Raw genomic sequence first — 19,015 nt, forward strand, 5'->3', positions numbered from 1 at the left:
CCGTATCTGAAGGTCAAAACGCAGCGCTACGACCGGAAACGGCGTCGTACACCGAGTCTCCGTCGAGTTCCTACTCCTCGTCCTCGTCGCGCATCTCCGAGAGGCGGCCGACCAGGTCGTCGGTGGATGCCTCGCTCTCGAAGGAGACCTCGCCCTCGTGGTCGTGCTCGTGGACGCTGACGGCCTCAGAATCGTCGTCCTCGTCGGTTTGGCTCCCCGTTTCCTGCTCGGATTCATCGTAGCTGCCAAAGCCCATGTGTATCGGTTCGACCCCCCACGGAAAACTCGTCCGGCCGCGGAGCGCCGCGACAACGGCTGGCGCGGTTGCGGATCGGTAGCGTGGTTCGATCCCACGTCCGGTATCGGGATCGGTGCCGGTTCGACGTGGATCCGTCGTCCTTTTGCCCGCGGGCGCGCTACATCGGACAAGCGATGGCGACGTACCACATCGAGACGTACGGCTGCACCTCCAACCGGGGTGAGAGCCGCGAGATCGAGCGCGCACTGCGGGACGGCGGCCACCACCCCGCCGAGGGGCCGGCCGAGGCCGACGTCGCCATTCTGAACACCTGCACCGTCGTCGAGAAGACCGAGCGGAACATGCTCCGGCGCGCCGAGGAGCTCCAGGAGGAGACTGCCGACCTGGTCGTCACCGGCTGCATGGCGCTCGCGCAGGGCGAGCAGTTCCGCGAGGCCGGCATCGACGCCGAGGTGCTCCACTGGGACGAGGTACCGGACCACGTGCTCAACGGCGAGTGCCCGACGGTGACGCCCGACACCGAGCCGGTGCTCGACGGCGTCGTCGGCATCCTCCCCATCGCGCGCGGCTGCATGAGCAACTGCTCGTACTGCATCACGAAGTTCGCGACCGGGCGCGTCGACTCGCCCACCGTCGAGGAGAACGTCGAGAAGGCCCGCGCGCTCGTCCACGCCGGCGCGAAGGAGATCCGGATCACCGGACAGGACACCGGCGTCTACGGCTGGGACGACGGCGAGCGCAAGCTCCCCGAACTGCTCGACCGCATCTGCGACATCGACGGCGAGTTCCGGGTCCGCCTCGGGATGGCCAACCCCGGCGGTATCCACGGCATCCACGAGGAGCTCGCGGACGTCTTCGCCGCCAACGAGAAGCTGTACGACTTCGTCCACGCGCCGGTCCAGTCCGGCTCCGACGAGGTGCTGGAGTCGATGCGCCGCCAGCACCGCGTCGACAAGTTCCGCGAGGTCGTCGCGACGTTCGACGACCGGCTCGACGAGTGGACGCTCTCGACGGACTTCATCGTCGGCTTCCCCACCGAGACGAGCGAGGACCACGAGCGGTCGATGGACCTGCTCCGCGAGGTCCGCCCCGAGAAGATCAACGTCACGCGCTTCTCGAAGCGCCCCGGCACGGACGCCGCCGACATGAAGGGCCTCGGCGGCACCGTCAAGAAGGAGCGCTCGAAGGCGATGTCGGAGCTGAAGATGGCGGTCGTCGGCGAGGCCTACGAGTCGATGGTCGGCACCGAACGCGAGGTGCTGGTCGTCGAGGAAGGCACCGGAGACTCCGTGAAGTGCCGCGACTCCGCGTACCGGCAGATCATCGTCCAGAACGCGTCCAACCGCGGCGTCGAGGTGGGGGACGTGCTCGACGTCGAGGTGACCGGCCACAACACGGTCTACGCGTTCGCGGACCCGGTCGACGCCTGACGGGCGTGGGGGGTTTCTGCCCCCGTCTCGCCGCTGGAGCTTTTCTGAACCGCGGACCGGGCGGTCCGGTGAGTCGTCGCCGTCGTCTGCCCGGCGACCTCGGGGGTCAGCCGGTCAGTCGTCGCCGTCGTCGCCGTCGAGCGTCACGGAGTGGGTCGCGGCGTTGCGGAGCGCGTCCGAGCGCCCGAACGTGCCCGGCGCGATGGCGAGCGTTCGGATGCCGTAGCTGTTGGCGGTCTCGACGACCGGCTTGAAGTCCGTGTCGCGGGACGCGATGGCGATGGCGCCCGCGCGCTCCTCGGCCGCGTACCGGGTGGCGTCGACCGCGAGCTTCACGTCCACGTCGCCGCTCGTGACCACGACCTCGTAGCCGCGCGCCTCCGCCGCCTGGATGAGTCCCGGCGTGGCGTGCTCGTCGAGGTAGAGCCGCGTCGTCACCAGGTGGCCTTCGGCCTCCGCAGCCTCGCGCACGTCGTCGAGGTCCACGTCGAACTCCTCGCGCAACACGTTCGGGCCGTCGACGAACAACGCGACGCCGGTCGGCCCCTCCTCCGCGTCCATACCCCGCGTACCTCCCCAACCGGCAAAGGGCTGCTGGTTCCGCGTCCCGGCCGCTACTCGGCCGTTCACCCGGCCGTCGGCGTCGGAATCGGGTTCGGCAGCCCCGAGAGCACGACGAGGGTGTAGTAGAGGAAGACGGCGAGCGCGACGACCGCCAGCAGGGCCAACAGCAGGAGGACGACCAGCTCGCTCCTGCCACGGTTCCCGCGCCCAGCGTTCATCGCGTCGATGGTGGCGTGAAGCGGGCAAAAAGGCGTCGTCGCTCGCTCGCGGCTCAGTCGTCGGACGGCGCGGGTGGGGACTGCAGGGGTTCGCCGTCGACCGGCGAGTCCGGGTTCGCCTCACGAGCCGAGGTCGGGAGCCCGAGCTGTGCGTCCACGTCGGCGTCCTCGCGCAGGCGGACGCGGCCCTTGTGGACCGAGACGGCGTCCGCGAGGTGGAGCCGGACCGCCTCCAGCAGCGCCTCCGCCTCGAGCGGCTGGCCGCGGGCCTTGATGTCGGCGACGCTCGCGCCGTCGGGCACGTCGAACGCGCGCTGGGTCACGACCGGGCCCTGGTCGAGATCCGTCGTCACGTAGTGAGCGGTGACGCCCGCGACCCGGACGCCGGCCTCCTTCGCCTGCCGGTACGCCTGCGCGCCGGGAAACGCCGGCAGCAGCGACGGGTGAATGTTGAGGATCCGCCCCTCGTACCGGAAGACCACGTTCGGGCCGAGGATGCGCATGTAGCGCGCCAACACCACCAGATCGACATCGTACTCGGCCAGCAGGTCGAGGATGCGGTCCTCGTCCGGCGAGCCGTTGCCGTCGCCCACGTCGTAGAAGGGCTTGTCGTAGCGCTCCGCGAGGTCGCGGAGGTCGCCGCGGTTGCCGATGACGACCGGGATTTCGGCCTCGCCGTCCTCGGCGAGCTCGCCGTTCCGCTCGGCCTCCAGCAGCGTCTCGGGCGCGTGGCTCTCCTTCGTGACGAGCAGCGCGATCCGCCGGGACTCGCGGTCGTTCGGGAACCGCACCTGGATGTCCACGTCGAGTTCGCGGCCCAGGTCCGCGAGCGCGCGGCGGAGCTCCTCGCGGGAGGTGTCCATCTCCGCGGCGTCGACGCGCATCGTCATCCGGAACAGCCCGTCCCGGACCGCCTGGTCGAGGTCCTCGATGTTGATCGACCGCTCGAACAGCAGGGTCGTGACCCGCGCGATGAGTCCCGTCTTGTCTCCTCCGACCACGGTGATCTCGGTCAGTTCGCGGGTCATGCGACCACCTCCGTCGGTTCGAGCGGAACCATGGACCTACCGAGGCACCGGACGGTTTAGCCCCTTTCGCTCCGCGCCAGGTCTGCCACGGCATCCCATCGGCCGGTGCGCCGGACCTCGACCGCCCGCGTCCCGACGCAGATACACAGGGACGTGCATATCGGAGCGTTTCCAAAACGGTTTTTGCACACGACCCCGCACTACACACTGATGACCGACTACACCGCGACCGTCACCGTCCGGCTGAAGCGGGGCGTCCTCGACCCGGAGGCCGAGACGACGAAGGACGCGCTGGAGCGGCTCGGCTTCGAGCTGTCGGGGCTCCGGTCGGCCGACCGCTTCGAGATCGACCTGTCGGCCGACGACGCGGACGCCGCGGCCGCGCGCGCCGACGAGATGGCCGAGCGCCTGCTGGCGAACCCGACCATTCACGACTACGAGGTCGCGGTCGAGGAACGATGACGGTCTCGGTCGTCGCGACGATCGAAACCGTCACTGACGCCGCCCACGCGGGGTGTTCGGCGTGACGGTTTCGGTCGTCCAGTTCGGCGGCTCCAACTGCGACCGCGACGCCGTCCGCGCGCTGGGCCACCTCGGCGTCGACGCGGAGCGCGTCTGGCACGAGGACGGCCTGCCGGACGACACCGAGGGGATCGTCCTCCCCGGCGGCTTCTCCTACGGCGACTACCTCCGCGCCGGCGCGATGGCCGCGCGGGCGCCGATCATGGAGGAAGTCCGCGACGCGGCCGCCGATGGCGTCCCGGTCCTCGGGGTCTGCAACGGCGCCCAGATCGGCTCCGAAGCCGGACTGACGCCGGGCGCGTTCACCACCAACGCCTCCGCGCGCTTCCAGTGCGAGCCGGTCCACCTCCGCGTCGAGCGCACGGACACGCCGTGGACCGCGGCCTACGACGAGGGCGACGTCATCGAGGTCCCCATCGCCCACGGCGAGGGCCGCTTCGAGATCGGCGACGACGCCTACGACGACCTCGTCGCCGACGACCGCGTCCTCTTCCGCTACTGCGACGCGGACGGGAACGTCACCGACGACGCGAACCCCAACGGCTCGACCGGCAACGTCGCCGGCGTCCTCGGCGAGCGCGAGACGGTCGCGGTGCTGATGCCGCACCCCGAGCGCGCGACGCTGCCCGACGTGGCGACGAGCACCGACGGGGCGGGCATTCTCGAAGCGTTCGCGTGAGTCGATCGGGGTCACTCCCCACACCCTGCAACCCTTGTTTCCTTGCGACGATTTAACCGGACCGAGCGCGAGGTTCCCGTATGAGCCAGCAGCAGCCGCGGGGCGACGGGACCGACCCGGACGACCGCGACGAGGACCGATTCGCCGGCGAGAAGGACGAATCCCTCCGGAGCCGCGACGTGACCGAAGGGGCGGACAAGGCGCCCCACCGCGCGATGTTCCGCGCGATGGGGTTCGACGACGCCGACCTCTCCTCGCCGATGGTCGGCATCGCCAACCCCGCGGCCGACATCACGCCCTGTAACGTCCACCTCGACGACGTGGCCGACGCCGCGCTCGACGGCGTCGACGCCGCGGGCGGGATGCCCATCGAGTTCGGCACCATCACCATCTCGGACGCCATCTCGATGGGGACCGAGGGGATGAAGGCCTCCCTCATCTCGCGGGAGGTCATCGCCGACTCCGTCGAACTCGTCTCCTTCGGCGAGCGCATGGACGCGCTGGTGACGGTCGCGGGCTGTGACAAGAACCTGCCCGGCATGCTGATGGCCGCCATCCGGACCGACCTCCCCTCGGTCTTCCTCTACGGTGGCTCCATCATGCCCGGCCAGCACGACGGCCGCGACGTGACCATCGTGCAGGTGTTCGAGGGCGTCGGCACGTACGCGCAGGGCGAGATGGACGCCGAGGAACTGGACGAACTGGAGCGGCACGCCTGCCCCGGCGCGGGCTCCTGCGGCGGCATGTTCACCGCCAACACGATGGCGTCCATCTCCGAGGCGCTCGGGCTGGCGCCGCTCGGCTCCGCGTCCGCGCCCGCCGAGGACCCCGAGCGCTACGCGGTGGCCGAGCGCGCGGGCGACCTCGTGCTGGAGTGCGTCGAGGAGGACCGCCGCCCATCCGACATCCTCACCCGGGAGTCGTTCGAGAACGCCATCGCGCTCCAGACCGCGGTCGGCGGCTCCACGAACGCGGTGCTGCACCTGCTCGCGCTCGCGGGCGAGGCGGGCGTCGACCTGACCATCGAGGACTTCGACGAGATCTCCCGCCGCACGCCGAAGATCGCGGACCTCCAGCCCGGCGGCGCCCACGTGATGAACGACCTCCACGAGGTCGGCGGCGTCCCGGTCGTCATCCGGCGCCTGCTGGAGGCGGACCTGTTCCACGGCGACCAGCTCACCGTGACGGGACGGACCATCGAGGAGGAGCTCGCCGAACTCGAGGCTGACGGCGTCCTCCCCGACGACGACGAGATCGACGCCGAGTTCCTCTACACGGTCGACGAGCCCAAACAGCCCGAGGGCGCCATCAAGATCCTGAAGGGGAACCTCGCGCCGGACGGCGCGGTGCTGAAGGCGACCGGGCAGGACGAGTTCTACCACGAGGGCCCCGCGCGCGTCTTCGAGAACGAGGAGGACGCGATGGAGTACGTCCAGACCGGCGAGATCTCCTCGGGCGACGTGATCGTCATCCGCAACGAGGGGCCGACCGGCGGGCCGGGGATGCGCGAGATGCTCGGCGTCACGGCCGCGGTCGTCGGCGCCGGCCACGAGGACGACGTGGCGCTGTTGACCGACGGGCGCTTCTCCGGCGGCACGCGCGGCCCGATGATCGGCCACGTCGCGCCCGAGGCGGCGGACGGCGGCCCGATCGCGCTGCTCGAGGACGGCGACGAGGTGACCGTCGACATCCCGAACCGCGACCTGACCGTGGCCGTCGACGACGACGAGTTGGCGGCCCGCCGCGCGGAGTGGGAGCCGCCGGAGCCGGTCTACGACGGCGGCGTGCTGGCGAAGTACGGTCGCGACTTCGGCTCCGCGGCCCGCGGCGCGGTCACCAACCCGGCGCTCCGCAAGGAGTAGCTCGCAGCGCGGTCGGCACGGCGAACGACTTACGTCCCGGGCGGGCGATTTTCCGAGCATGCAAGCGCGTGACCTGATGACGACCGACGTGCAGACGGTGGCCTCGGACGACGACGTGGCCGACGTGCTCAAGCGGTTCGCCCGCGTCGAGTTCTCCGGGTTTCCGGTCGTCGACGAGGAGCGATTCGTCCTCGGCGTCGTCACGGAGTCCGACCTCGTGGACCTGTTCGAACCGGAGGACAAGACGCTCTGGATCCCCGTTGGGCTGCCGCCGTTCGTCGACACGCTCACCTATCAGGTCGACCCGCCGTGGGAGGACTTGGACCTCGGCCTCGACTTCGTTCGGAACACCGGCCGCGAGATATCGGAGGTGATGACGACCGAGGTGATAACGGTCGAACCCGACGCCGACGTGGACGAAATCCTCGACCTGCTGTCCGGCGACGACCCGAACATCAACCGCCTCCCGGTGGTCGACGACGAGGGACGACTCATCGGGATCGTCGCCAGACAGGACGTGATCCGGGCGTTCCGGGACGAGCGGCAGGCCTAAACGACGGAACGCGGCTCGGGGACGGTTCGTGACCGCACCGACCGCGGCCCGCGGCAACGCCGTCCCGCTTCGAAACCGTAAGGGCGTCCGCGCGTGGACGGGCACTGTGAGCCGACACCGAAACCTCGCGCTGTTCCTGGTCCTCGCGGCGGTGTGGGGATCGGCGTTCATGGCGATCAAGGCGGGACTGGAGTTCTTCCCGCCGGTGCTGTTCGCGGCGATCCGCTACGACGTGGCCGGCGTCATCATGCTCGCGTACGCCGCGGTCGTCGTCGACGACCCGATCCCCCGAACCCGGGGCGAGTGGACCCTCGTCGCGCTCGGCGCGACGCTGCTCATCGCCGCCTACCACGCCTTCCTGTTCGTCGGCGAGACCGACCCCAACGTGACAAGCGCGGTCGCGGCCGTCCTCGTGAGCCTCTCGCCCGTCCTGACGACCGTCTTCGCGCGGGCGTTCCTCCCGAGCGAGCGCCTCACGCTGATCGGCACCGTCGGCCTCCTGATCGGACTGGGGGGCGTCGTCGTCCTCTCCCAGCCGGATCCCGGAAATCTGCTGGGACAGGGAACCGGCGCGAAGTTGCTGGTGTTCCTCGCGGCCGCGTCGTTCGCGCTCGGCTCGGTACTGACCGGCACCGTCGACGCCGACCTCCCCATCGAGACGATGGAGGCGTGGTCGATGATCCTTGGCGCGGCCCTGATGCATCTGCTTGCGGTCGGGCTCGGCGAGTCCGTCGCCGACATCGTCTGGACGTGGGAGGCGGTCGCCTCGCTCGCGTACCTCTCGATCGCCGCCAGCGCGCTCGGCTTCCTGATCTACTTCGACCTGCTCGACCGCCTCGGCCCGATCGAGATCAACCTCGTCTCCTACGTCGCGCCCGTCTTCGCGGCCCTCTCGGGCTGGCTGTTCCTCGGCGAAGTGATCGCGGTGCCGACCGTCGTCGGCTTCGTCCTCATCTTCGGCGGCTTCCTGCTGGTCAAGCGAGAGGCGATCCGGCAGGAGTGGAGCCGGTACCTGGCGTCGCGGTCGTAGTCGGGCGGCGTTGCGGTCCTCGTCCGCCGGCGTTGCGGTCCTCAAACGAGGGCGTCGCGGCCGGCGGAACCGTGCGGGTTCTTCTCACCCCCGGAGTAGCCTTTATGTCTCGGAGCGTCACCCTCGGGGCATGTTCCCCGAGACGTTCGAGACGGAGCGCCTCCGGTTCGAGCCGCGGTGGCCAGAGCGCGTCGACGTTCACGAGCTGTACGACATCTGTTCGAACGACCCCGGGATCGACGAGATCACGGAGTACGTCTCGTGGAGCCCCCACGAGACCCCGAAGGAGACCGCGGAGTTCCTCGAACGCGGCCGGACGAAGTGGGACGACCGCGAGGCGGCCGGCTACGTGATCCGCCCGCGCGAGGGCGAGGACGGCGCCGGCGAGATCGCCGGCATGACCGGCATCGGCCTGAAGTGGGACCGGCGGACCGCCGTCCTCGGCCTCTGGCTCCGCAAGTGGTTCTGGGGTCGGGGCTACTCCGGCGAGCGAGCGGCCGCGCTCTGCGAGCTCGCGTTCGACCGCCTCGACCTGGAGATCGTCGTCGTCTCGCACCATCCGAAGAACGAGCAGTCCGAGCGCGCCATCGGGAAGTACGTCGACCGGTTCGGCGGCCGCCGCGAGGGACGCCTCCGCAACACCCTCCTCGACCTGGATGGCGGCGTCGCCGACGAGGTGCGCTACTCGATCTCACAGGCGGAGTGGCGCGAGGCGACCGACGGCGGCACCGACATCCTGTAACTGAAGCGGGATGATTCCGCTTTCGGCCGCCAGTAATTAGTCTCGCCGCTCGAAACGCGGCCAGTATGGCCGACAGATCGCTTTCCGACCGCGTCCCGCTCGCCGCTGGTGCCGTCGCCGGCGCCGCCGCGTCCCTCCTCGGCTACCTGATCACCTACGTCTGGCAGTCCGGCTCCGTCGAGGAGCGCCTCCAGGGGTTCAACTTCCTCGCCGACCTGTTCGGCGGTGACCCGATCCCGGTGTGGAAGGCCGTCGGCTGGCTGTTCTACAATGCCCACTTCGTCCGCACGCGCTTCGAGGGCGGCCTCGGCGGTCCCCGGTCGGAGAACTTCATCGCCGCGGCGGAGGGCGGCTCGCTGGCGCTGCTCTACCTCGTTCCGGTGGTCCTCCTGATCGCCGCCGGGGTCGCACTCGTCGTCCTTCAGGGAGCCTCCGAGCCCGCGGACGGCGCCCTTGCGGGTGCCTCGGTCGCGCTCGGCTACCTCCCGCTCGCGGTCGTCGGCGCGTTCCTGTTCTCGTACGACGGCTCCATCGCGCCGGACACCGTGACGGCGGTGCTGCTGGCTGGCGTCGTCTACCCGCTCGCGCTCGGCACGGTCGGCGGCGGGGTCGCCGTCATCGCGGGACTCGGCGAGGACTGACGAGGACTGATCGGGACGCAGGAGGGGATTTTTCACCAGCTGCGCGGGTCCAGTACCGCGGCGTCGAACCGGTCCGCGCGGACGAGCGCGAGGCCGAACCCGGCCGCGACCAGCGTCGGCAGGTAGTTCCCGAACCAGAGGTTGATCCCGCCCCAGAGGATCACGAAACTCACCATGTCGTCGAGCATGAACTCGCAGTCGCTCAGGCGCTCGCCGAGCGCCTCGCGGTCGAACGCGCGGTCGAGCGCGCCCACGGCGACGGTCGCCGAGAGCACCCAGCCGAGGTAGTTCGAGAGCGGGACGCCGTAGAACCCGCCCGCGGCGTCGTAGCGCCAGAAGCCGAGCGCGACGGCGCCGGGGTCTAACACCACGTCCATCGTCACGACGGCGGCGATCACCACCAGCAGTCGCGGGAGCGTCCGCGCGGCGCGGTCGCCGAGCAGGAGCAGACACAGCAGGTAGGCGTTCGCGACGAGCGGGAGGAAGAACACCGGGAGTGCCAGCGGGACGCCGCCGAGCATCGGCCCGAGGTCGACGCCGTACGAGAAGCCGCCGTAGGGCCAGCCAGTCCGGACGCCCACCGTCTCGATGACGTAGGTGTAGGCGGTCAGGAGGCCGATCCAGCCGACGGCCCGGCGGTCCACGAGCGGGAGTACGCCCGCCACGAGCGGCGAGCGCATCACCAGCACGCCGAACAGGACGAACCACGGGTTGAACGCGAGCGGGTCGGGAAGCCACCCTTCCGCGCTGGCGACGAGCGTCGCCGCCCCCACCGCCGGGAACAGCACCGCGATGGTGAACCGGTTCTCCCGGACGAGACGGTCGAAGCGGGCCTCGAACGCGGCCCGGGAGTCGGGGACGGCGGCGCGGAGGCGGTCGGCGGTCGAGGCGCTCGGCGCGTCCGCGGCCCCCGCGCCGGCGGACTCGGTGCCGTCGCCGCTCACCCGACCACCTCCGTGACCGGCACGAGGAGCCACAGCCCGCCCATCGTGATCCCCGCGCCGACGACGCCGTTGACGAGTGGGAACCACCAGTAGGCGCGCTCGACGGCCACGTCGCTCGTCGCGACCCACGACAGGAAGAGGGGGTAGACGCCGAACGCGAACAGGAACCGAACGTCGAGCGCCGCGAACGCGGCCGCCGCGCCGGTCCAGCAGACCAGACAGTAGGCGTAGGTGCGCGCCTTCCCGAGCGCGGTCGCGGTCGTGGTGATCCCCGCGGCGCGGTCCGGTTCGATGTCGGGGACCGCGGAGAAGGTGTGCATCGCCATCGTCCACAGCCACGCGCCGGCCAGCGCGAGCGCGGGCGGGTGGGCGCCGGCGACCGTCGCGTAGGCGGCCGCGCCCGGGAGGATGTAGAGCCCGTTCGAGAGCGAGTCCAGGAGCGGCGTGGTCTTGAACCGGAGCGGCGGCGCGCTGTACTCCACGCCGAGCAGGAAGAAGCCGGCGAGGTAGGGCCACGCGAGCGGCGGCGCGAGCGCGAACGTCGCCAGCCCGAGCAGCCCCGAGGCGGCGACCGCGACGGCCGCGAGCGGGTCGCCGCGCCAGCGCGCCTCCTTCGCCGCCTCGCTCGGCTCCGGTGCACCGCTGCCCGGCTCCGTCGCGTCCGCGACCACCCCCGCCGCGTCGCCGTTCGCTTTCTTGGGATTCCGGGCGTCGATCTCGGCGTCGTAGGCGTCGTTGACGCCGTACAGCAGGACGTTCGCGGGAAACAGGAAGTAGGCGAACAGCCCGATTGCGGCGGGCGCCAGCAGGTCCGCGGTCGAGTCGGCCGCGTAGACGACCCCCACCGCGACCGGGCCGGCGAGGTAGAGCCAGAACCGCGGCCGCGAGAGCGTCAACAGGTATCGGAGGCTGTCGCCGGGCGACCGATCGCTGTCGGCGCGGTCGCTCCCCGACCGGCCGCCGTCCGCGTTGACGTTCTCCTCCGGTGTGTTGTCCATCGGGTCAGTGCATCTCGCTCACGCGCTCGGCCGTCAGCTGACCGCTTATCAGACACATCGGTACGCCGATTCCGGGCGTCGTGGTCGAGCCGGTGAAGTAGAGCCCGTCGACCGCCTCGGAGTGATGGGGCGGCCGCAACAGCGCGGTCTGGCGCAGGGTGTGGGCCAGCCCGAGCGCGGAGCCCTGATAGCTGTTGTACCGGTCCGCGAAGTCGCTCACGCAGAACGTCTCCTCGAAGACGATGCGGTCGCGGAGGTCGGTCCCCGTGTTCTCGGCGATGTCGTCGAGCACCAGTTCGCGGAAGGTCTCGCGCATCTCCGGCGTGTCGTCGAGTCCCGGCGCGATGGGGACCAGCGCGAACAGGTTGCTGTGGCCCTCGGGGGCGACCGTCTCGTCGGTCTTCGAGGGGACGCAGAGGTAGTAGGCCGGGTCGTCGGGCCAGCCGGGCTCCTCGAAGATCGTGTCGAAGTGCGACTGCCACTCCGTGGGGAGCACCAGCGTGTGGTGGGCGAGTTCGGGCACGTCGCCCTCCACGCCGAGGTAGATCAGGAACGCCGAGGGCGCGTACGTCCGCGACTCCCAGTACGCCTCCGTGTACTGGCGTTTCTCCGGCGGCAACAGTGCCTGTTCCGTGTGGGCGTAGTCGGCGTCCGAGACGACGAGATCCGCGAGGTGGCGCTCGCCGTTGACGGTGTCGAGCGCGAAGCCGCCGCGACGCCCCTCGATGGCGGTCACCTCCGCGTCGGTGACGTAGTCGACGCCGAGCTCGTCGCCCAGGTCCACCACGCCGTCCACGACCGCGCCCAGCCCGCCGTCGGGGTAGTAGACGCCCATGTTGAAGTCGACGTGACTCATCAGGTTGTAGAGCGCGGGCGTGTTGGTGGGCGAACCGCCGAGGAACACCAGCGTGTACTGCATCAGCTGCTGGAGCTTCGGGTGCTCGAAGTAGTTCTCCACGTGGCCCTGCATCGTCCCGAGCAGCGAGAGTCCCCACGAGTGCCGCAATACGTCGAGATCGACGTAGTCGCGGAGGTTCGGCCGGTCCTCGTAGACGAAGTGCTCCATCCCCACCTCGTAGTTGCGCTCGGATTTCTCGAGGTAGCGCTCCAGCGCGTCCGCGGCGCCCGGCTCGTAGGACTCGAACAGCTCCTTGTTCGCCTCCAGGTCGGGCAGCACGTCGACGCTGTCGCCGTCCTTCCAGAAGACGCGGTAGTGCGGGTCCAGCCGCGAGAGCGTGTAGTACTCCGGCGGAGCTCTGCCGAAGTGGCCGAAGAAGCGCTCGAACACGTCAGGCATCAGGTACCACGAGGGGCCCATGTCGAATCGGAACCCCTCGGCCTCCAGCCGGCTCGCGCGGCCGCCGAGCTGTTCGTTCTTCTCCAACAGCGTCACGTCGGCGCCGGCGTCGGCAAGGTAACAGGCGGTCGAGAGTCCGCCGAACCCGCCGCCGATCACCGCGACGGATTCGCCCGCGAGGGAGTCCATGTCGGGGGCCACGTCCATACCGCTCCTTCGACCGTCGCAGGTATAAACCTCGGCCGCGGCTCGACGGGCGACCCCGGGAGGCGACGGCATCACTAAGGTCCCGACGGGCCAACGGCGGGCATGGACACGACGGTCGTCATCACCGGAGCCACGAGCGGGATCGGACGGGCCGTCGCCGCGGCGTTCGTCGAGGCCGGGGCGTTCGTCGCCGTCTGCGGGCGCGACGCCGACGCGGTCGACGCGACGGTCGACGACCTGAACGCCGCGGACGCAGACGCCGGCGCGGACGCCGACGCGGATCCCGACGGCCGCGCGTGGGGGATGCGCGCGGACGTTCGGGACGAGTTCGACGTGGAGCGATTCCTGGAAGGCGCCGTCCGCGAGGGCGGCCCCCTCGACGTGGTGCTCGCCAACGCGGCGGTCATCCACGGCGCGCCGGGAGAGGTCCCGCTCCACGAGGCCTCCTACGCCGACTTCGACGACGCGATGCGGACGAACGCCCGTGGCGTCTTCGCGACGGTCACCGAGGCGGTCCCGCACCTCGCCGACGGGGCCCGAGTCATCGTTCCGTCCGGCGCCGTCGCCGCCGAGAGCCGGAGCGGGATGGGCCCCTACGCGGTCTCGAAGGCCGCGGCGGAGGGAATCGCCCGCGGCTTCGCCGCCGACCTCGACGCGGCGGTCGGGGTGGTCGACCCCGGCATCGTCGCCACGGACCTCACCGGTAAGGAGAGCGCGCGTGATCCCGAGAGCGTGGCTCCGCTCTTCGTCTGGGCGGCGACCGAGGCGCCCGCCGAGGAACTGGACGGCCAGCGACTCGGGCTCCGCGAGTGGAAGGCTGCGACCCGTTAACGCACAGACCCCACACGGGACATTCGTGCGGACATTTTTGTCCCGGAACGAACCAGCCGTCCCGTGACCTGAGGGCTCGCCCGGGTCGGTCACGGCGGGAGTGCGGCACGCCGGCCCGGGTTTGTCGACGCGCCGCCTGTTCGCCCCACAACGCGCGATCCTCTCTCCGCGGTCAGCCGTCGACGCGCGACTCGCCGGCCTCGATGACGCTCGCGCGAAGCTCGCGGGCGGCCGCAGTCGGATCCTCCGCGCCCGCGATCGCGGTGATGACGGCGACCGCGCTCGCGCCCGCCTCGACGACCGGCGCCGCGGTCGAAGCGTCGATGCCGCCGATGCCGACCACGGGTACGTCGACCGCACGCGCGATCTCCCCGACCCTCTCGGGGCCGATGCCGTCCTTCCCTTCTGCGACGTCCTTCGACGACGTGCCGTAGACGGCACCGACGCCGAGATAGTCCGCACCGGCGTCGACCGCCGCCTCCGCCTCGCGGACGGTGGATGTCGAGCAGCCGACGACCGCGTCCGGACCGAGTTGCTCGCGTGCGACCTCGACCGGCAGGTCCGACTGACCGAGGTGGACGCCGTCGGCGTCGAGCGCCGCGGCGAGATCCACGCGGTCGTTGACGATCAGTGCGGCGTCGGCCGCGGCGGTCAGCTCGCGGAGTCGTCGACCGATCCGGTAGCGCGTCCGCGCGTCCACGTCCTTCTCACGCAGTTGGACGGCGTCGACGCCACCGGAGAGGGCCGCTTCCACTACCGACTCCGTGGAACGTCCGCCGGATCGGCTCCGTTGGGTCACGAGATACGTCCGCCACTCCGTGGGGTCCATCGGCTTCGACTACTTGGTTGTACCCCTTGGAAGTACCGCTCCGGTCAAGAAGGGGAACCGCCGTGGCCGTCACTCCGCGGCGCGCTCGAGGACCTCGACGCTGCCGGTGAGTTCGCGGTGCACGTACGGCATGTCGATGTCCGCCGCGTCGAACCGCTCCTTGACGCGCTGGACGTACTCGGAACGTACCTGGACGAAGTCGCCGCGATCCGGGTCCTCGATCCACCAGCGCGACTGGAGGCCGACCGCGGAGTCGCCGAGCTCGACCAGTCGGACGGACGGCCCGGGGTCGTCGAGGATGTCGGCGTGGGCCTCCGCCTCCTCGATGATGATGTCCGTCGCCGCGTCGATGTCGTCCTCGTAGCCGATCCCGAAGACGAACTTCTGGCGCAGCGTCTCGTAGGCAACCGGGTTCGTCACGGCGTCGTTGGCGAGGTCGCCGTTCGGCACCGTGATCCGCTCGTTGTCGAACGTCCGGACGCGGGTGACGCGGAGGTCGATGTCCTCGACGCGGCCGGCGTTGCCGTCCCACTCGATCCAGTCGCCGACCTCGAACGGCTTGTCCTTCAGGATGAAGACGCCGGCGACGAAGTTACCGAGCAGATCCTGCGCGGCGAAGCCGATCGCGAGGGCGATCGCGCCACCGAACACCGCGAACGCCGACAGGAACGCGCCGAAGCCGGCGACGGTGAACGCGATCGCGACCGCGCCCACCCAGACGACCGCCCGCGCGACGCTCGTCGCGAGGCTGCGGACCGCTTCGTCGAAGCCCTTCGAGCCGAGCAGCCGCCGAACCGCCGGCACGAACAGCGCCATGCCGAGCAGGTAGACGGCGACGAACCCGGCGACGAACAGCGCCGCCGAGACGGCTATCGACCCGAGGTCGACGGCGTCCAGTACGGCACCGAGCTGCAGGAGTGACACCATACCGAGAGAGTAGGACGCATTTATAAAGAGTCTGGTGGCAGCGACATCAGTCGGTCGGCCTCGGTCGGACCGGGATCGGTGCGTCGCGGGCGGCGACCGCGCGGAGTCGGCGGCCGTGCGGGTCGTCGCGCTCGATCCGACCGCGAACCGATCCGGGGACCCACTCGTCCCGGTCCGCGGCCGCGGGCGCGGGAGCCGTGCCGGCCTCGTCCCGTCGCAGGTCCGCCGGGAGGTAGCGGTCGTAGGTCGGAAGCCGTTCGTTGAGCGGCACGCCGCCGGCGTCGGCCACGTCCCGAAGCTCGTGGATCGCCGGCCACTCGTACTCGGGGTTGATGTAGTCGTCAGTCACGGGGGAGACGCCGCCGAGGTCGTCGATGCCGCAGTCGACCAGCTCCGCGGCCGGCGAGAGGTTGGGTGGCACCTGCACCGACACCTCCTCGGGAAGCGCCGCCCGGGCCATGGCCACCGTCCGTCGCATCGTGTCGAGGTCGGGCTTCGCGAAGTCCGATCGCTCGTTCGGCACGACGTTCTGGACGATCACCTCCTGCACGTGCCCGTACCGCTCGTGGAGGTCGCGGATCGCCAGCAGGCTCTCCGCGCGGTCTCGGGGCGTCTCGCCGATCCCCACGAGAATTCCGGTGGTGAAGGGGACGCCCTGCCGGCCCGCCGCACGGATCGTGTTGAGCCGCTGGCCCGGCGTCTTTCTGCGGCCGCCGGTGTGGGCGGCCACGTCCGCGGTCGTCTCCAGCATCACGCCCATCGAGGCGTTCACCTCGCGGAGGTCGGCGAACTGCTCCTCGGAGCAGTCGCCGGGGTTCGAGTGGGGGAGCAGCCCCTCCTCCAGAGCGATCTCACAGGCGCGGTAGAGGTAGTCGTGGATCGAGTCGAACCCCCACGCGTCCAGCTGGTCGTGGATCGCGGTGTAGCGGTCGTCGGGGTCGTCGCCGAAGGTAAAAAGCGCCTCCGTGCAGCCGGCGTCGGCGCCGACCCGGCACTGCTCGTGGACCTCCTCCGGGCTCATCAGGCTCGCCTCGCCGGGCACGTCGTAGTAGGTGCAGTACGTGCAGGTGTACCGGCAGGCGGTCGTCAGCGGGAGAAAGACGTTCCGCGAGAAGGTGAGCGCGTCGGCGGCCTCGACGTCGCCGGGGCCGACCGCCAGCAGCCGCTCGACGGCGTCCTGACCGATCGAGATATCGATGTCGTACGCGTCGACGCCCTCGAACACGCCCCCACCTCGTCGGGCGACCCTCAAAAGCGTATCAGTCCCGGCACGCGGTGGCGGGAGCCGCCGTCGAGCCGGAGAGGCCGCCGTCGGACCGGACCGATTATCGGTCGCCGTCGGTCCGCTTCACGCCGACGCGCCCGGCATCGATCGCCAGTTCGAACCCGGCGTCGGCGAGCCAGTCGCGGGCGGCGCCCCCGCCGTGGAGCAGCACTTCGGCCAAGTCCGCGCGCTCGTCGACGTCCGTGGCGAGGCGGCGGGAGTCGACCTCTCGCAAGTCGGCGCCGACCTCGCGGGCGATCCGCCGGTGATCGCGACAGGAGGCGCCGTGGTAGTCGACCCGAAACGTCGGATGGTCGACGACGAGCGCGTTCGTCCCGCCGCCACGACCGGGCGCCATCGCCACGCCGCCGTCGGGCGCCACGTCGAACAGGCGCTCGAGGGGCTCCGGCGTCGCCAACGCGAGGTCGCTCACGACGACCGCGACCGGGTCGTCCTTCGGATCCTCGGGTAACATCGCGTTCACGGCCGGCGTGAGCGGTCGGTCGTCGACCGTGACCGGCATGTCCGCGCCCGCGGCCGAGGGCACGCGATCGCGGTCGAGCGGCGCGGTCGCGAGCAGGTGGGGCTCGCCGCCCGCGGACGCGACCGCCTCGAGCACGTCCGCCAGCATCGCGTGGGCGAACGACTCACGCTCGGTCGGCGTCAGCGTGTCGGCCAGCCGGCTCTTGGGGCGATCGGTCGAAAACGGGAGGAAAACGTCCACGAGCGGGAAACCGGGGACTCAGAACAGCGACTCGAGCTCGTCCTCGTCGTCGTTGACGAGGGTCTCGAGGTTGTCGTCGCTCTCCTCGCGGATCTCCTCGAGGTTATCCTGGGCCTCGATGGCGACCTGCTGGAGCTCCTTGATGCGCGGGACGTTCGTCACGCCCGCGAGCAGGATGACCGCCGCGACGAAACCGGCCCCGCGGTAGGGGTAGTCGCCGCCGCGAACTTCCATCGAGCCGGTCTGCTCCTCGAGCCACTTCCGGCCGCGCTCGATCCCCTTCCGGTTGAGGTACTGCGGCGGGCCAGCCATCACGAGCAGCGCCCGCTCGGCGCCCTCGATCTCACACGGGAGGGTGAGTCGGCCGAGCGCGGCCTTGCGCACGAGGCTGGTGATGCGGTTGGTCGTGTGCGCCGTGTCGAGCTCCTCGTCCCCTTCGCCGCCGCGGAGGCGCGAGAGCAGGCCGTTAGAGCTCTGCTCTTCCACTTCCTCCTCCGCGAAGCCGACGGTGGAGACGCCGCCGCCGGAGAGGGTATTGATGATCTCGGAGGAGTCGACGACGGACTCGGCGACCTCCTGGCCCTGCTGGATCTCGCCGGCGCCGAACAGGATGCCGAACCGTCGGACGATCTCCTCGTTTATCTCCTCGTAGCCGCCCTGCACCGACTCGCCGGTCTTCCGCCACGCGTCGTTGTCGAACACCATGAGGTTGTCAACCTCACGGACGAACGTCTGGAACGAACGCGCCGCGTTGAGCGTGTAGATGCCCCCCTCGTCGCTGCCGGGGAGTACGCCGAGCCCGTACACCGGCTCTGTGTAGATACGCTTGAGATGCTTGGCCAGCACCGGTGCGCCGCCGGAGCCGGTCCCGCCGCCGAGCCCGGCGACGACGAGGAACGCGTCCACCTCGTGAACCGGGATCGAGTCGATGGCGCCCTGCACCTCGTCGATGTCCTCCTCGGCGATCTCCGCGCCGAGTTCGTTGTCCGCGCCGACGCCGTGGCCCTTCACCCGCGATTGGCCGATAAGTACGCGCTGGTCCTCCGGGATATGCTCGAGACCCATGAGGTCCGCCTTCGCGGTGTTGACCGCGGCCGCGGCGCGGACGATCTCGGAACCGGTCCGCTTGTCGTACTCCAGGAACTTGTCGACGATTTTGCCCCCCGCCTGTCCGAATCCGATCATTGCCAGTTTCATGATGTCCCCTGATGGTCTTTGAAGGAAGCACAGTAGGATCGCGGATATAAACCTTGTGATGCCCCCAATCGGCGTATTCGGGCGATATGGCCGTCTAGGCCCCCGAAGACCCTCGTTTATCAGAGCGTGAGACTGGCAGTAGGGAGCCGTTGACGGGGACCGAGGACGGCACGGCGTCCCCGAAGCCCCCGGATTGGGAGGATCACGCTCCGATCACGTGCGGTTGTCTGACGGGCGCGCGGCGTGCGGTGTGCGGTCGTCCGGCGACG

Annotated in this window: 21 protein-coding genes; 9 read left to right on the plus strand and 12 right to left on the minus strand. The window is 70.3% G+C overall.

Annotated features, from left to right (window positions below; translation table 11 throughout):
- Positions 1-70: 70 nt before the first annotated feature.
- Entirely contained in the window at positions 71-256 is a 186-nt protein-coding gene (locus tag AN233_RS06530; RefSeq protein ID WP_058365996.1) for a DUF5786 family protein, read from the minus strand.
- 176 nt (positions 257-432) lie between these two features.
- Here AN233_RS06530 and AN233_RS06535 point away from each other — a divergent pair, with 176 nt between their 5' ends.
- Positions 433-1,689, plus strand: coding sequence for a tRNA (N(6)-L-threonylcarbamoyladenosine(37)-C(2))-methylthiotransferase (locus tag AN233_RS06535; protein WP_058365997.1), 1,257 nt, complete (start codon positions 433-435; stop codon positions 1,687-1,689).
- Between the two features lie 114 nt (positions 1,690-1,803).
- On the opposite strand, the gene AN233_RS06540 is transcribed toward AN233_RS06535, so the two are convergent.
- The 3 genes from AN233_RS06540 to AN233_RS06545 all read right to left on the minus strand — a co-directional run bounded on the left by AN233_RS06540 (position 1,804) and on the right by AN233_RS06545 (position 3,499).
- Positions 1,804-2,250: an NYN domain-containing protein gene (locus AN233_RS06540; RefSeq protein WP_058365998.1), complete on the minus strand. Its 447-nt coding sequence runs from the start codon at positions 2,248-2,250 to the stop codon at positions 1,804-1,806.
- 65 nt (positions 2,251-2,315) lie between these two features.
- A complete protein-coding gene (locus AN233_RS17250) occupies positions 2,316-2,471 on the minus strand; it encodes a hypothetical protein (protein WP_176696658.1) in 156 nt (51 codons plus the stop codon).
- 53 nt (positions 2,472-2,524) lie between these two features.
- Complete coding sequence (locus AN233_RS06545) at positions 2,525-3,499, minus strand: formyltetrahydrofolate deformylase (protein WP_058365999.1); 975 nt, start codon at positions 3,497-3,499, stop codon at positions 2,525-2,527.
- Between the two features lie 210 nt (positions 3,500-3,709).
- On the opposite strand from AN233_RS06545, the gene purS reads away from it, so the two are divergent.
- The 7 genes from purS to AN233_RS06580 all read left to right on the plus strand — a co-directional run bounded on the left by purS (position 3,710) and on the right by AN233_RS06580 (position 9,528).
- On the plus strand, positions 3,710-3,961 hold the full coding sequence (gene purS, locus AN233_RS06550) for a phosphoribosylformylglycinamidine synthase subunit PurS (RefSeq protein ID WP_058366000.1): 252 nt from the start codon (positions 3,710-3,712) through the stop codon (positions 3,959-3,961).
- A 61-nt stretch (positions 3,962-4,022) separates the two neighbouring features.
- Positions 4,023-4,700: a phosphoribosylformylglycinamidine synthase I gene (gene purQ / locus AN233_RS06555; protein ID WP_058366056.1), complete on the plus strand. Its 678-nt coding sequence runs from the start codon at positions 4,023-4,025 to the stop codon at positions 4,698-4,700.
- A gap of 80 nt (positions 4,701-4,780) precedes the next feature.
- Positions 4,781-6,562 carry a dihydroxy-acid dehydratase gene (gene ilvD / locus AN233_RS06560; protein ID WP_058366001.1) on the plus strand — a complete coding sequence of 594 codons (1,782 nt, stop codon included), beginning with the start codon at positions 4,781-4,783 and terminating at the stop codon, positions 6,560-6,562.
- A gap of 58 nt (positions 6,563-6,620) precedes the next feature.
- Positions 6,621-7,115, plus strand: coding sequence for a CBS domain-containing protein (locus AN233_RS06565; RefSeq protein WP_058366002.1), 495 nt, complete (start codon positions 6,621-6,623; stop codon positions 7,113-7,115).
- Between the two features lie 106 nt (positions 7,116-7,221).
- Entirely contained in the window at positions 7,222-8,145 is a 924-nt protein-coding gene (locus AN233_RS06570; protein WP_058366057.1) for a DMT family transporter, read from the plus strand.
- A 130-nt stretch (positions 8,146-8,275) separates the two neighbouring features.
- A complete protein-coding gene (locus AN233_RS06575; RefSeq protein ID WP_058366003.1) occupies positions 8,276-8,887 on the plus strand; it encodes a GNAT family N-acetyltransferase in 612 nt (203 codons plus the stop codon).
- 65 nt (positions 8,888-8,952) lie between these two features.
- The gene (locus tag AN233_RS06580; protein WP_094192409.1) at positions 8,953-9,528 is read left to right on the plus strand and encodes a transporter; all 576 of its coding nucleotides are present in this window, start codon (positions 8,953-8,955) and stop codon (positions 9,526-9,528) included.
- A 32-nt stretch (positions 9,529-9,560) separates the two neighbouring features.
- Here the strand turns inward: AN233_RS06580 and cruF are convergent, their stop codons facing one another.
- From cruF to AN233_RS06595, 3 genes are read right to left on the minus strand one after another with little or no spacing between them, the layout of a single operon-like run.
- Positions 9,561-10,472 (minus strand): bisanhydrobacterioruberin hydratase, encoded by a 912-nt coding sequence (cruF, locus tag AN233_RS06585; protein ID WP_058366005.1) that lies wholly within the window; start codon positions 10,470-10,472, stop codon positions 9,561-9,563.
- Positions 10,469-11,470 (minus strand): prenyltransferase, encoded by a 1,002-nt coding sequence (locus AN233_RS06590; protein WP_058366006.1) that lies wholly within the window; start codon positions 11,468-11,470, stop codon positions 10,469-10,471. Before AN233_RS06590 ends, cruF begins: the two co-directional genes overlap by 4 nt.
- A 4-nt stretch (positions 11,471-11,474) precedes the next feature.
- Positions 11,475-12,974, minus strand: coding sequence for a phytoene desaturase family protein (locus AN233_RS06595; RefSeq protein ID WP_058366007.1), 1,500 nt, complete (start codon positions 12,972-12,974; stop codon positions 11,475-11,477).
- Between the two features lie 102 nt (positions 12,975-13,076).
- Here AN233_RS06595 and AN233_RS06600 point away from each other — a divergent pair, with 102 nt between their 5' ends.
- Complete coding sequence (locus tag AN233_RS06600) at positions 13,077-13,805, plus strand: SDR family oxidoreductase (protein WP_058366008.1); 729 nt, start codon at positions 13,077-13,079, stop codon at positions 13,803-13,805.
- A 172-nt stretch (positions 13,806-13,977) separates the two neighbouring features.
- Here the strand turns inward: AN233_RS06600 and thiE are convergent, their stop codons facing one another.
- From thiE to AN233_RS06625, 5 genes are all read right to left on the minus strand, one after another.
- Positions 13,978-14,634: a thiamine phosphate synthase gene (gene thiE / locus AN233_RS06605; protein WP_058366009.1), complete on the minus strand. Its 657-nt coding sequence runs from the start codon at positions 14,632-14,634 to the stop codon at positions 13,978-13,980.
- A gap of 69 nt (positions 14,635-14,703) precedes the next feature.
- Entirely contained in the window at positions 14,704-15,561 is an 858-nt protein-coding gene (locus tag AN233_RS06610) for a mechanosensitive ion channel family protein (RefSeq protein WP_176696659.1), read from the minus strand.
- Positions 15,562-15,607: 46 nt separating this feature from the next.
- Positions 15,608-16,786, minus strand: coding sequence for a 7,8-didemethyl-8-hydroxy-5-deazariboflavin synthase subunit CofG (cofG, locus tag AN233_RS06615; protein ID WP_058366010.1), 1,179 nt, complete (start codon positions 16,784-16,786; stop codon positions 15,608-15,610).
- A 100-nt stretch (positions 16,787-16,886) separates the two neighbouring features.
- Positions 16,887-17,549: a 2-phospho-L-lactate guanylyltransferase gene (gene cofC / locus AN233_RS06620; RefSeq protein WP_058366011.1), complete on the minus strand. Its 663-nt coding sequence runs from the start codon at positions 17,547-17,549 to the stop codon at positions 16,887-16,889.
- Positions 17,550-17,567: 18 nt separating this feature from the next.
- A complete protein-coding gene (locus AN233_RS06625) occupies positions 17,568-18,746 on the minus strand; it encodes a tubulin/FtsZ family protein (RefSeq protein ID WP_176696660.1) in 1,179 nt (392 codons plus the stop codon).
- Between the last annotated feature and the right edge of the window lie 269 nt (positions 18,747-19,015).

It is taken from the genome of Haloparvum sedimenti (assembly GCF_001462205.1).
Lineage (GTDB): Archaea > Halobacteriota > Halobacteria > Halobacteriales > Haloferacaceae > Haloparvum > Haloparvum sedimenti.